The sequence below is a fragment of the Sphingomonas sp. PvP055 genome (genome assembly GCF_040546365.1).
Classification (GTDB): Bacteria; Pseudomonadota; Alphaproteobacteria; order Sphingomonadales; family Sphingomonadaceae; genus Sphingomonas; species Sphingomonas echinoides_A.
Genome location: NZ_JBEPNS010000004.1, coordinates 1 through 14,167, shown reverse-complemented (window position 1 = coordinate 14,167; position 14,167 = coordinate 1). Strand labels below are relative to the sequence as shown.

Here is a 14,167-nt window from a genome sequence, read left to right as displayed (position 1 = left end):
CCGCGATCTCATCGACAACATCCCCAAGCGGCCGAGGCGGTATGGCCGTCAAACTTCGGTGCCGGAGCAGACGGGAAGTTGCGCGAGGGCGAAGCTCTGTTGTTCGCGCATGGTGGGGTTGCCCCAGCCGGTCAAGCGCCAGCGGCCGTCGCGGACGCGAGCCTGGGTGGTGAGCGCGATGCGGAGGCCCTCGATCCCGAACAGGCGGAGGCCGCCCGACGCCCGACGCCAGTGGCCGAGCAGATCGCCCGCCTCGTCGGTGATCCGCCCGTCGCCGTGCAGGTTGACCGTGCGGTCCGCCTCGACCGTCTCCAGGCGCCACCGGCCAGGTAGGTCGTCGGTGTGGAGCGCGAAGACCGGCCGGGCTGCGGGCAAGGCGTCCCACGCCGCCCGGTCTGCCGCATCGCCGACCGACAGCAGCGCTGCCGTCCGTCCGTCCGCCGCCGCCGCGCCGTGCAACCGGAGCAGAGCGGGCCGGTCGGCGATGGCGGCCAGCACCAGCATGTGTCCGCCCGTGCCGCGGATCCCGATCGCGCGGCCGGGATGGCGGAAGGTGGGTGTCGGCGTCGATCGCTCGAAATCGATGAAGGCCGCGATCATCGCGCTGTCCGCCATGGGACTGCCAACCCAGGGCCGCGCCCCGTCCGCCAGCGCCGCCGCCGCATCGAGGGTGGCGACCGGGCCGGATGCCTGCGGCATCCGGGCCAGCGGGAAATCGAGAAAGACGCTCCAGCCGTTATAGGCGTCGACGATCTCGTCGGGCACAAGCGTTAGCCGGTCGCGGTTCGCACCCATGCCGCAATAGCGCTTTTCCCCCAGCCGCGGGTCATGGAAGCGGATGGTCAGCCAGCTTTCGCCATAGACCCATTCGCCCAAGGGCCCGTCCGCCCCCATGACCGTACCGTCCGCCTCCAGCACCGCGGCGCGGCGATCGCGGTCGAGCAGGTCGCGCAGCGTCAGCCGCACGCCGACCAGCGCCGCCATCAGTTCGGCGTCCAGTACCGGCAGCGGATCGGCCGCCGCTGCGGCGTCGCGCGGGCCCGCCGCCACCCAGTGGAACCCATCCCAGCCGCTGTCGTCGATCACCCGCCGCGCCAGAAAGTTCAGCAGCTCGTCGCGCGGGTCCGCCGCCACCTTGCGGACGAACTGAATGCCGGAAGCATCGCCATCGTCCAGCACCGGGTCGAGGAAGGCGGCCCCCACCACCTCGGTCGGCTGACGCGAATAGAGGTGCCGGAAATCGTCGAGCAGGCCATGCGTATAGGCATAGGTGTCGAAGAAGGTCATTTCCGGCCCCATGCCGCCACCGGTGGCGGCGAACAGAGCGAACCGCTCCGGATCGGTCAGCAGGCAGTTCGCATAAGCATGCGACGCGGTGAAAAAAGGATCGCCGACGTGGAGGTCCTGCGTCTTCAGCACGCTGTGGATCCAGCGCACCATCCAGGGATGATGCGAGCGGGCATAGGTCGGCCCGCCTTCGGTCGCGGTATCGACAAATTCGGACAGCCGGGCGAGCGACATCCAGCGGAAATCGGCATCATATGGCGAGACCGAATAGGTCTGCGCGGCAAAGCGATGCTCGCCGTTGATCGCCCGCGCTTCGCGCGAGAAGTTGAGATGGCATCCCATCAGCCGGAAATCGTCGCGGGGATAATAATTGGAATTGGGCCCGACAAGCCCGACCAGCTTCTGCGCACCGCCCGTCTCGAACAATTCGGCCATGGCATCGCCAAACAGGGCCGGCAGATCCTCGACTGTCGCCGCATCCCATTCCGCATGCCAATATTGCGGCGCCGGGAGCGGCCCGGACCGCGCCATGACACGGCGGTCGGACAGTCGGTCGGCGAAGCGACCCAGCCCGTGCAGCGGGAAGGAGCGGTCGCACACCACCGACAGCCACGCCTTGCCCCCCGTCCGCGCATGGAACGCCGCCATTACTGGCAACAGGTTCTGGAACAGCAACTTTGGACCACCCCACGTCACCACCGGCCGCGCGATCATATGCGCCCGATCCGCCAGCAGCAGCGCCGACGCCAGCGCCAGATCCGCCGGTCGCCCTTCCGCCCCGATCGACACGACGAACCGCGTGTTTGTCTCCAGATAACAGGCCGCAAGACCGATCAGCCTGTCCGCCCCCTCCCGCCACGTCATGTAGATCCAGACCGGATCCGCCGCCGCAGGCACCGCCGCCGCCGTCACCCGCCCCGCCAGCGCCGCCCGATCCACGCCATCAAGCGGCGCACCACCCAGCAGCACCGAAAGGCGGCCCTGCGCCCCGGCCAGATCCCACACCGCCGAGGCCGACGCCATGTCGGCCGCATCCCCGAAAGCGGCGAGCGCATGCCCCCAGTCCCGCTCCGCCGCCGCCCCTTCGATCCCGCGCCGGACCTGCGCGCCCAGCGAAGCGAGACCCTTGCCAGGCAGGCCGAACATCACCCAGCCATGATCGAGCGCCGCCACGCCCGATTCCGGCACCCCAGCTACCAGCAGCCGCTGCCCATGGCGAAACCCCGCGCTCCACCCCAGCGCTCCCGCCAGCGCCACGATGCCCACCAGCCGGACGATCTCGACATCGTCCAGATCTCGGCCCGGACGCACCGCCCCGTCCAGCGCGCGCAGTAGGCGCGCCTCGCTCTTTGCCTCGAGCGCCGCCGTCCACCATCCGTCCGGTGCGCCAGCATACAGCGTCACGCCGCCGCCCGATGACCGCCACACGATCCCCACATGATGGATCAGCGAAACCGTCTCCCGATCAATCGGCAGACCCCAATAGACATCGTCCAGCCCCTCGCCGATTGCCGCGATCAGGCCGAAATGACGGATCGAATATGCCGCCCGGATCACCGTGCGCAGAACCGCCGGATCCACCGGACGATGCCCCACATACTCCGCTAGACGCTCCTCGATCAGCACGCACACGGACCGCGCATCCAGCGACAAGCCCCCCGCCGCGATCTCACCGACAACATCCCCAAGCGGCCGAGGCGGCACACTATCACCGTCCACCATGCTCAATCCTGCTCGCTCGAAAACAAAAGGACCGATGCCGGCCCACCAATAAATTTAGCACCCGTGGCGGACCTATCGAGCCGACAAGGCAGCTGGCTGACGATAGGCGTTGACGTCGTCCACATCACCCAGCGCCAGCGCTTCGACAAAACGGATGCGGGCCTCCTCGTCGTCGCGGTGGCAAAGCGCGAAGCCGAGGACGGTCAGCGACGACAGCACGCTCTTCATCGTGCCGCCCGTCGCCATCCCGATCCGCTCGGCCGCCTCGCCTTTCACGGTCACCGCCACCTCGGGGCTGGCGAGGGCGGGCAGGTCCGCCATCACCCACCGCCGCTCTCCGGCACGCAGCGTTCCGGAGAGGATTGTCTCTCCGCCGGCTATGATCGAGAAGGGGCAGGGCACCTCCGACAGGCCGCGGAGATGCAGATAGAGGCGTAAAGACTGGCCCGCCTCGGGCACCGTCATGCGCAGGTCGCCGCCCGCCAGCGTCGTCCGGCATCCGTCGGTCTCGGGCCACAACCATCCTTCGCCCGCCCGGAAGATCTCGCCACTGGCAAGTGACCGCCAGATGCGCCGATCACGATAGAGGGTGGTCGGATAATAAGTGCCCAACGAGACGGCGCGCATCGCGGGGATGTCGACCGGGTGCTCGGCCGCGAAGCGCCGCACCGCCTCGGCGCTCTGGCGATAGAGGTCGCTCCACCGGCGCGGGCGGAATTCGGCCGCGATCCGCTGCTCGCGCGCGAGGCGCCAGGCATCGTCGAAGGCGACCGTCTCGACCGCTTCGACCAGCGCATCGACCGAATCCGGCTCGAACATCAGGGCGAAATCGCCGCCCGCCTCCGGCAGCGAGGAATTGTCCGCGACGACCGGCACGCGCCCGTAGCAGAGGGATTCGGTGACAGGCAGGCCCCAACCCTCGTAATGGCTCGGATAGACGGTGAAGCGGCAGGCACCGTAGAGCAACGCCAGTTCCTCGTCGGACGCCTGGTGAATGATCGTGACGTGCTCGCGCAGATCATCGTTGGTGGCAAGACGCGCAAAGGCCTGATCGTTCAGCCAGCCATTGCGGCCGACGCAGACGAGCCGGGGCAGCCGTTCGCGCCCATGTATGCGGATCAGCTCGGCCCAGGCATCGAAAGCCAGATTATGGTTCTTGCGCGCCTCGATCGTCGAGACGAACAGGGCGTAGGGCACGTCCTCCAGCTGCCAGCGGCGGAGCGTTGTCAGCGGCAAAGGCGCGGCCGCCATCCGGCGGAAGTCGGCATCGAGCGCGATGACCTGCACCTTCTTCGGCGGCACCGCATGGCCCAAGTGGCCGGCGACGGTGATGAGATCGCGCTTAGTCGATTCCGAAATCGCCAGATAGCCGTCGGCATGCTGGAACACGCCGACCGCCCAGCTGACATAATCCCCGGTGATGCCCGCCACGCAATATTGCGGCGCCAGGATCGGGATGAGATCATAGACCATCGGAATATAGGCGATGCCCTTGGCGGCACGCGCTTCCCGGATCAGGCGGAAATAATCGTAGATCCACCAGGACGTGCCGAGGTTGATGAGAATCGCCCGATCGGGCAGGTCATAGGCTTCGTCGATGGCGAGATGGAAGAACAGGCTGTCGCGCGCCACCTGCCAGTCGGACTCGCTGCCGCCGCTCGACAAATAAGCAAGGGCCAGGAAGCGCTCGACCGGAATCTCGATCCAGTAATCCCGCCCGTCGATGAAGCAGCAGATGCCAATCCCGTCCGCGCCCTGCGCCTTCAGCGCCGCCGCCAGCATCTCGATCTGTACGCGCTGGATCCCGGTCGGCAGACGATGATGGCGAAAATGCGCGACGAGATCGCTGATATCAAACACAAGCGTGCGATCCCCGGCCCGATCGCCGGCGTGCGGATCGACCCCCTCCCCACGCTCGATCCGCGCGATCAGCGCGCGCGCGGCCGTGATCGTGCCAGCGTCGTCGCCGCCGTCGGGCAGCCTAGCGAGTACGTCGTCTAGAGCAGTGACAGTGGTCGCCAGATCGGGTGCGGGCAATTGCTCGGCCCGGTCGAGCACGGCGCGGATCCGATCGCTCGTGAGAGCAGCGACGGGGCTAGCAAGGGCGACCAGTTCGCGCAGCGCCTCGTCGCGATGGGCGTCGGTCACCGCCAGCGCCATGAATGCACATGCCGCCACGCGCGGGTGACCATTATTCTTGTGGAGCTGCGCCAGCAGCAGCTGCGCTTCGCCGCCCTGGGGCCGCAGCCGGCCGGCCTGCGCATAGGCAGTCTGCGCTTCTTCGATATAGCCGCCTTCCTTGGCGGAATGGCCCATCTGAATCCAGATGTGGTAAAGATCGGGCGCCAGCGCCAGCGCCGTCTGGTAGGCGGCAACGGCTTCGGACCAATTGCACGCATCGCGCGCCCGATTGCCCTGGCCGATCGCCTTGTAAACGGGTTTCGAAACCGTGATGCCCGCCGATTTCATTCGCTTGATGCCGAGCATGACTGAAGTGATCCCGTTCCGTTCCGCACCCCTGTGCCCGATCGCCTGATCGCCGTCGCCCGATCGGGGCGACCGACCCATCTGTTGTAGCGGACCTGCCCGATTGACAAGAGTGTTCTTGAGTTTCCGCCGCTGTTCGGCAATTCCCGCAGAACCCCTCCCCGGCCGATTGAGAGCGAGACAGAGATGATACCAGATTCCGCCCCTCTCCCCGACGAGGGACTTGCCGAAGCGATTGACCGCGCCCGCCGATCGATCCGCGACGTATCCCTGAGCTTGGACAGCGGCATCCTGACCGGGGCGCCCACCGACGCCATCGATACGCTGCACGCTGCCCACCGGATCCTCGATGCGATCGGTAGCGGGATCAGCCCCGTAAAGCCCGGCGGCGAGACGGGCGACGCCGTGCTGTTCGACGTATCGGACATGTTCGGATATTTCCCGGACAACCGCCTGCCGACGGGGGTACAGCGGGTCCAGATTAGCGTCATCCTGAACGTTCTCGATTTGGCGGACGAGCATGGCGTGGGCCTCGTCCGCTTCGTCGAGGGACGCGATGAATGGGTGGGCGTGCCGGCGGCGCCGTTCCGCATGGTCTGCCGCCTCAGCATGGCGGGCGGCGATCCCACCGCCGCCGATTGGCGGGCGGCTTGCGCGGAACTGGAGCGCGCCGTAGCGCACCAGCCGGCGCTTGCGTTTCCGCAGGGCGCGTTCCTCGTCAATCTCGGCACGTCCTGGTGGCTGCCCAATTATTTCATGTACATCCGCAAGGCCAAGATCGATCACGGCATCCGCTACGTGCCGTTGATCCACGACATGATCCCGGTCCTGCGCCCGAACGAATGCCACCCCGATCTCGTGCACGACTTCATCGACTGGCTGATGGGCGTGCTGCAGCATGCCGATTTTTTCCTGGCCAATTCGGACGCCACCAAGGCGGACCTGATCGGCCATGCCGCGCAGCTGGGCTGGACGATCCCGCCCGAGGACGTTGCCGTCACGCCGCTCCAGGCGGATCTGGCGCGGGGCGGGCAAAGCGGTTCCGCCCCCGGCATCCTGGCGCAATGGGGCCTCGCCCCGGGATCGTTCGTGCTGTTCGTCTCCACGCTGGAGACGCGCAAGAACCAGCTGGGTGCCTTCGACGCATGGCAGCGGCTGATCGGCCTCCACGGCAAGGATCGCGTTCCACCGCTCGTCTGCGTAGGCAAGCGGGGCTTCCGGAGCCACGAGGTGTTCGCCCGGCGCGACGCCAGCGTCGACCTGCAGGACAAGGTACTCCTCCTCGAACATGTCGACGATGCGGTGCTGGAGGCGCTCTACCAGCAGTGCCTCTTCACACTCTACCCCAGTTATTACGAAGGCTGGGGCCTGCCCGTTACCGAATCCCTCTGCTACGGCAAGGTGCCGCTGACGGCCGACAATTCCTCGCTGCCGCAGGCCGGCGCCGGCCTGTCCGTGCTGTTCCAGACGGGATCGACCGCATCGCTCGTCTCGGCACTGGAACGACTGATCTACGACGCCGCCTTTCGCCAGGAGAAGGAGGCCGCGATCGCCCGCAATTTCAAATCCCGCACCTGGGCGGACGTCGCTCGCGACATCAAAGCTCATCTGCGCCTGTTCGCGGACCGGGCCGGGGCGCAGGATTCCGGCTGGGCCCCCGTCACGGCACGCCCCGGCTTCTATCCGATGCAGCGCAACCGCGAGACGCAGATCATAGCCGGCATGGGATCGGCCGAAATCTTCCGATCCGGCACCGGCTGGTGGCGGCTGGAGGATTTCGGCTGTTGGAGCCGCCCCGGCGGCGGCACCCTGACGATGCGGCTGCCCGAAGGCACGCAGCGTCTGGCGCTGGAACTGTACGGCCTGCTGGGCCGCGCGACGGGCTTCACCGTATCCGTCGACGGGCAGGCCACAACCTCGACCGGGTCGATCGCCGCCGACGGGCGGCGATGGGTGTTCCTAGAGCTTGAACCGGCAGTGGAAGAGGCCAGGGCCGCGATCACGATTCACATCGTCGGCCATGTGACCGAGACCAACACACCGTCCCCCGCCGCCAAGCCGCGAGAGATCGGCGTCGGCCTCGGCGGCTTCTTCGTCTTCGATCCGCGCAATTCCCGCGCCCGGCTCGATTTCGTCGAGGCGGTGGCACTGGGCGGGCTGGAAAACTACCGTCAGGTCGCCGTGTCGGCCTGACGGTCAGATCGTCGGCGACCGCCGTCAGGCGACCATGCGGACGTCCGGATAGTTCTGCCGATACCAGTCGTAGGTACGGGCCAGTCCCTCCTCGATCGAAACTTCGGGTGCGAAGCCAATCGCCTTTAGCCGATCGATATTGTAGCGGCGCAGCAATTCCCCATCGGGCTTGGTATCGTCCCAGACAACGTTGGCGATGCCCGTGTGCCGCTGCAGCATCTCAACGATGTTGCGGATCGACCAGACCGTTCCGCTTGCCACGTTGATCGGCCCCTCGTGCCGCTCGGCGATCATGCGCAGCGCGCGCGCCGCATCGCTCGCATAGAGGAAATCCCGCTCCGCCCGCCCCGAGCCCCAGACGTCGACCGTGGTGCCTTCCTCGATGGCGCGATGGAATTTAACGAGCAGCGACGGCACAACATGCCCGTAGACCGGATCGAAGCGGTCGTGCGGGCCATAGAGGTTGGTCATGATCGGATAGGCGAAGGACAGGCCATATTGCTTGTTGTAGGCTTCCAGCTGGGCCAGCATTCCCCGCTTGGCATGGCCATAGGCCTTTTCCCCGTGATGGGGCTGATCGAACCAAATCGAGCTTTCGTCGACCGGTTTTGGGGCATCTGACGAATAGATGGCGACGGTGCTGACTGCGACGATCTTCTCGCATCCGGCCTGATGCGCGGCATCGATGACGTTGGTATTGATGCGGATATTGTCCGTATACATTTCGGCCGGGTAGCGCGCGTTGCCACCCAAGCCGTGCACGCGCGCCGCCAGATGATAGACGAGACGCGGCTTCACCGCCTTGAAGAAGGCGAGCGTGGCTGCGGAATCACCGAGATCGACGCGATGACGGGAAGCGAGGGTGACGGGCTCGCCTCCCTCGGCCAGTTGTTCAGACAAGGCCTTGCCAAGCACGCCGTTGCCACCGGTTACCACTATCATCTTATTCCCCCCGCACCTTGCGTAGACGCGACATTATCCCAGTATTTCAGACACATCGTCGCTATCTTCGTCTTCATTGAATATACCGAATTCCACGATGGCCGCACCCAGCAGCCGGTTGTCGATGATCTGGTGGCTAGCGTCATACACTGCCTCGGCATGGCTGATCTCGATATTGAGCCGCATCAGTCCGCCGCTGCCGCACGCATCGCTCAGCCGAATCTTGAGAAGCTCGGCCGGTTCGGCGAGGCGATATGTTCCCAGCTTCGTCCCGTTCAGGACAAACATCGCCTCGAGCGGCTGCTTGCTCTCGAAGCCGGGGCGGCTTTCCATCCGGATGCGGAGAACCGGGCGCGTCGGCACCGCATCGAGGACAAAACGCAGCGCCGCCTGGCACCCCGCCATCCAGGTAAAGTCGCCCTCCGGCGGATAGAAGCCGGAGAACAGCGCATCGACCCCGGCGCCCTTCTCGTGGCAGGGGTGCAGGGCGCCCGCGCCCAGCACAGGCAACTTCGCGCCGATCTCCTGCCGAACCTCGATGCTCGCCAGCGCCACACTCAATCGGCGCGCATCGATCACCCTGCCCTCGGCATTGCAGACTTGCTCAGCATGATCCGGGATCAGTTCGAGCCGGAAGCGGACGGGGCGGCCCATCTGCTGCATCGGCACGGCCAGACGGACGACACCGGGCGTTTCGGGGATGCGCTGATAGGCGATGATCTTGCCGTTGAGGGCAAAGGTGCAATGCTGCTCGCGCCCGGCTTCGAACGAGCGGCGACCGAACATCGTCAGCAGAATATCATAATTCGCATCGGCCGAAACGTCATCCGGCTGGATCGAGAATTCGACGATGCCGCGTTCCGCACAGACCCAGGTGTAATCGGCCTCGGGCGCGGAGAAACCCGCCGCGAGACAGGGCACGCCCCGGCCGCCCGCCTTAGTAGGCAGCGACTGGTTCGCCGGGATCCGCTGGTGGGCCTGAGCCGGGGCGACCTGCTCGCTCCAGCTGATCGGCGAGCCGGGTCCATAGGCGTAGACGAACTGCGGCAGATCGCCGCCTGCCGCCAGACGCGCCAGCCAGCGTGCATCCCGCTTGAACCGGTCGCGGATATATTGCCGCTGGAACTCGATCGTCTCTGACGGCCGCTGTCCATTGGACAGGATCGTCTGGTCGAGGAGATAGGTCGAATAGCCGGTCTGGGCGAGCGGCCCGGCCAGGCAGGCGGCCAGCCTGAAATAGCTATGCTCCTCGCCGTCCAGCAGGTTCAGCAGATCGGCGGAACCGTCGTCGATCAGGCTCGACCGGTAGAGGAACCGGCCTGCCTGGCTTTCCCCGTTGACGAGCAGGATGGACCGCATAGCGGTGAAATCGCTGCCCTCGACCCGGCGGGAACGGAGGCCGATCGCATCCTCCTGATCGACGAGCATGCCGGAGCAGGCGAAGGCGGCGGACGGATCGGTTTCCAGCACCTTTGCGAGGCTCGCGAAATGCTCGGAGAACAGGCCGTCCTCCTCGTTCAGGATCGCGAAATAGGGTGCATCGATCGCACGGAGGACGGCCGCGAGTTGCGGCCCGGTCCGTTCGGCGGGCTGCACGATCCCGTCGAACGTCTCGGCCTTCGGAAACAGGGCGATCGGATGCACCGTGATCGTGGCGATGCTGCCGGTGGCGAGCCCGGGGACGGTTTTGCCGCCGCGGGCCGCGAAATCGGCATCGCACAGCAGATGCACGTCGAGCGTCACGCGCTTTTGGGCGGCAAGCTCCTCCAGCCGCTTGCCGAGCGCCTCCGCCGATCCGCCGCGCCAGATCAGGCACACGCCGATCGGCGCTTCCGCCAGAAAACTGGCCTCGTGGCGCGCGATCCGCTTGGGCGTCTCGGCCACCAGTTGGAGAATGCTGTCCTCAAGCCGGCAATGCTCGCGCAGGATGCGCTGGCCTTCCAGCGTGCGGCGGCGCGCCTCGTCCGGATCGCTACGGATTTTCCAGACGGCATCGAGGATCTGCTGGCCGAGATGCTGCTCCCCCCGGCTGTCGTCGACCAGATAGACGGCGTCGCGGAAGAATTTGTCGATGATCGGATTGGGCGTCGCGATGATAGCGGCACCCCCGGCCAGTCCCTCGAATAGGCGGTTGCTCATGATGCCGGTGGTCTTGTGCGGCAGCGAGGACAGCACCAGACAGATGCCCGAGCGGTTGATCGCATATTTCACACTCTCGCCGTCGAACGGCAATTCGCCCTGATAGCTGTCGAACCCTTCCCAGGGCGCCACGCCAAGCACGCTTTCGGGTCCGTAGATGTCGACCAGATCCTTCTTGTCGAGGCCAATCAGAACATCGTGGAAGCGGCCCTTGGGCCGGCCGATCCGTTCCCAGTTGATGCCGATGTAGAACAGCCGCGCATCCTTGGTGATGCGCGGTTCGAGATAGGGTTCCGGCAGCGTGTGGAACATCCGCGGCAGCGGCTCGGCCGGGCGGCGGCCGACGCCGGCCATCAGGTTCAGGCCATGCGCATCGGCGATGTCGGACGCGCAGGAGATCAGGTCGTTGTGCGTGCAGATCTTGTCGATGCTCTTCTGGTAGCCAAAATCCATGTAGAAGCTGATCGGCTGCCAGAGGGTGTAGTAGGAATAAGCATCCACCATCCGGGGCGATTCAAAGTGTAGCGACAGGAGGAAATCGACGTCCTTGCCGTCCAGCGTCTCGCCCGGAATCGCCTTGAACTGCGAGGTCGACCACAAGATGCGGGCATTGTTGTCGATCACCACCACGTCCACGTCGCAATGATCGGCCGCCTTCAGGATGCGCTGGAGAACCTCATATTCCGCATTCTTCAGATCCGGCCATGTATGGAGCAGCGCAAAGGCAGGACGCATAGTTGGAAGTCTCCGTTGGTTTGTTGCGTCTATCGAGGGATGGCATATCCGCGCCCCGATATCCGCCATGCCTGTCGCGCCGGGCGAAATCGCATGGCAGCGATCGTGTCAGAGAGAAATGCCAGCATCGGCCGTTCGGCAAGTGCCGGTGGAAAAGGCACGCTTCGTCATCTTCGTCCTGCTGCCTTTCGATGCCAGAAGCGGAAGGGATAATGGCTGCAGACGGCTAGACTAAAATTGTTGATATGGAAATTGTTATCCTAGGTAGATCGCGCACGCCCGCTGTCGCCGTCTAGCAATTGGCAGATTGTCAGGCGACAGCCCATCTGTCAGATCGCACCTGGCATCAGGAGAAACAGCGTTGGACCATGTATCGGACCCGGCCCAGGCGGCGCCGCCGCTGGAGCGGGAAGCCGTCGTCGAAGCCTATCGGGTCATTCTCGGCCGTGCACCTGTGCCCGGCGAGGTGCTCGAGGGGCATATGCACCAGCCCTCGCACGCACAGATGGTGCATGACATCGCGATGTCCGAGGAAGCCCTGTCTCGACTGGGTTTCCAGCTGCCTAATCCGCTGCTGCACTACAACAGCAACGTCGACGTGCGCGGCATCGTCGAGCGGAATATCGATCATAGCCGCCAGCCCCGCGCGGGGCACAACGTCAATTTCCTCGGCGTCGCCGTGCCGGTGGAGGTCTTCCCCTTCCTGGCAGATACCGGCGGCACGCTCGACCAGATACCGATCCCGGCCAACTATCATGCTGACATGGCCGAATGGGCCGCCGCCCTCCGCCCGGTCGAGGCGGCCACGGACACGTTCACGATGATCGAGCTGGGCTGCGGCTGGGGCTGCTGGATGGCCAACACAGGCGTCGTGGCCAAGCGGCGCGGCCTGAAAATTGAACTGATCGGCGTCGAGGGTGATCCCCTTCACGTCGATCTCTGCCACCGGACGATGGCGTCTAACGGTATCGAGGCGGACGAATATCATGTCGTGCGCGGCGTGGCGGCAGGCTCGTCCGGCATCGCCCTCTTTCCACGGCGCCAGGAAGGCGAGGACAATTGGGGGCTAGAGCCGATCTTCGGTGCCACCGAACAGCAGCGCGACGAAGTCGTCGGTAACGGCAGCTACGAGAGCTTGGAGATGATCGCGTTGCGCGACGTGATCGGTGACCGCCCCTTCATCAACCTGCTGCACATCGACATCCAGGGTGGCGAGGGCCCGCTCGTCCACGAAACGGCCGAACTGCTGACGGAGCGGGTCGGCCACATCCTGATCGGCACGCACTCGCGCATGCTGGAAGGCGCGCTGATGACCGTACTGTTCGACCATGGCTGGCGGATGGAGATCGAGCGACCGGCAATCTTCAGCCTGGAGAACGGCGTGCCCACCACCCGCATCGACGGCGTGCAGGGCTGGGTGAACCCGCGCTTCCATTCCGTTCCGGCCTGAGACGGTGGGCCGCCGGCGGGACTTGCCACCGCCGTCGCGCTCACCTTAGGCAGCAGCGATGTCCCCTGCCGATCTCTTCCTGGACCTGTGGGACGTGGCGTTTGGCGCCGCGTCCACCGTCCGTGCGCCCGAATGCCCCGAATGGCTGGTCCTCGAAGGGCGTCTCCGTCGCGGCGATGGGCCCGATGCGATGATGGCGGCCGCCCACATCCGAGCAGGCGTCGATTATCGCGATCGCAGTGAGCCGGATGCCGCCCACGCCCATTTCCGGGCCGCTTTCGCTTATGCCGCCCCCTCGCCCGACGCCTGCCTCCAGATCGGGGCGACGCTGATGCAGACCGGTGATCGCAGCGGAGCGGAAGCAGTCCTGCGCCGTGCCGTCGATGCCGGTCTCGCCACATCGCCAATCTTCGTCCACCTCGCCCACGCCATCTGGGGCCAAGGCCGGCAGGACGATGCGATCAGCCTCATCGATCGGGCTGCCCGGTCCCTGCCCAATGACGGGGCGGTCACAGAAACCGCCGCTTTGTTCGAAATGCTGCACGGCCGCCCGGCCGACGCCTGCGACCGCACCCTCGCCTTCCTTGACAGGCAACCGGCGCTCGACGAGGCCGGTGCGCGCGCCCTCAGGAAGATAGCGGTACAGGCCTCGATCGGGGCGAATCGGGCGCTGCCCCTCGGCCAACTGCGGCAACTGGCCGAGGATGCCGAAGCTGGCGACGAAGAGGCCCGCCGACTCCACGCACTTTTCGAGGCAAGGGGCGACGTTCGGGCCCTATGGACGCAACTATTCGCCGCGCAGGCCATCAATTCGTCGCTCGCCGCCACGGTGCGCGCATCCCCGCATCTAGACGAGGTGCTGCGCCTCGAACGGCCGTCGCAGGTGATGGCGCTCGGCAGCGAAGAGGCGGCGGCGCATTATGGCCCCGCCCTCGTTACCCCGGACGCGCTGGTTCTCGACGGCTTCGATCTGCCGCTGTCGCTGGGCGTGGCGCACCGCGGTTTCATGACCACGGCCACTGCCGAGCGCCTCACTTTGATCGCCGCCGCCCGGCGGCTGCAACTCGGGTGCCTGCGGGATGGCGCGCTGCGGCTCCATTCGCCGTTCGGAGGCATGGCGACGTCCCGCTCGGGCACAATTCTCAACTATGCGCCCGAGCGGCGCGAACTGGGATCGGTCATCGCTTATTATTGTGCCGCGCCCCGCCCCGC

7 protein-coding genes are annotated in these 14,167 nt (G+C 66.0%); 3 read left to right on the top strand and 4 right to left on the bottom strand.

Annotated elements, in window-relative coordinates:
* Positions 1-48 precede the first annotated feature (48 nt).
* Together ABIC16_RS20795 and ABIC16_RS20790 are read right to left on the bottom strand one after the other, a co-directional pair.
* Positions 49-3,009 (bottom strand): hypothetical protein, encoded by a 2,961-nt coding sequence (locus ABIC16_RS20795; protein WP_354292828.1) that lies wholly within the window; start codon positions 3,007-3,009, stop codon positions 49-51.
* A 72-nt stretch (positions 3,010-3,081) separates the two neighbouring features.
* Positions 3,082-5,577, bottom strand: a complete 2,496-nt coding sequence (locus tag ABIC16_RS20790; RefSeq protein ID WP_354292826.1) for a glycosyltransferase — start codon at positions 5,575-5,577, stop codon at positions 3,082-3,084.
* Between the two features lie 195 nt (positions 5,578-5,772).
* Here ABIC16_RS20790 and ABIC16_RS20785 point away from each other — a divergent pair, with 195 nt between their 5' ends.
* Entirely contained in the window at positions 5,773-7,689 is a 1,917-nt protein-coding gene (locus tag ABIC16_RS20785) for a glycosyltransferase family 4 protein (RefSeq protein ID WP_354292824.1), read from the top strand.
* A gap of 24 nt (positions 7,690-7,713) precedes the next feature.
* Here the strand turns inward: ABIC16_RS20785 and ABIC16_RS20780 are convergent, their stop codons facing one another.
* Positions 7,714-8,631 carry an NAD-dependent epimerase/dehydratase family protein gene (locus tag ABIC16_RS20780; RefSeq protein WP_354292822.1) on the bottom strand — a complete coding sequence of 306 codons (918 nt, stop codon included), beginning with the start codon at positions 8,629-8,631 and terminating at the stop codon, positions 7,714-7,716.
* Between the two features lie 33 nt (positions 8,632-8,664).
* A complete protein-coding gene (locus tag ABIC16_RS20775) occupies positions 8,665-11,505 on the bottom strand; it encodes a glycosyltransferase family protein (RefSeq protein WP_354292821.1) in 2,841 nt (946 codons plus the stop codon).
* Between the two features lie 361 nt (positions 11,506-11,866).
* Here ABIC16_RS20775 and ABIC16_RS20770 point away from each other — a divergent pair, with 361 nt between their 5' ends.
* Together ABIC16_RS20770 and ABIC16_RS20765 are read left to right on the top strand one after the other, a co-directional pair.
* Positions 11,867-12,955 carry a class I SAM-dependent methyltransferase gene (locus tag ABIC16_RS20770; protein ID WP_354292819.1) on the top strand — a complete coding sequence of 363 codons (1,089 nt, stop codon included), beginning with the start codon at positions 11,867-11,869 and terminating at the stop codon, positions 12,953-12,955.
* Positions 12,956-13,013: 58 nt separating this feature from the next.
* The coding region (locus tag ABIC16_RS20765; RefSeq protein ID WP_354292817.1) for a tetratricopeptide repeat protein at positions 13,014-14,167 on the top strand (1,154 nt) is incomplete at its 3' end.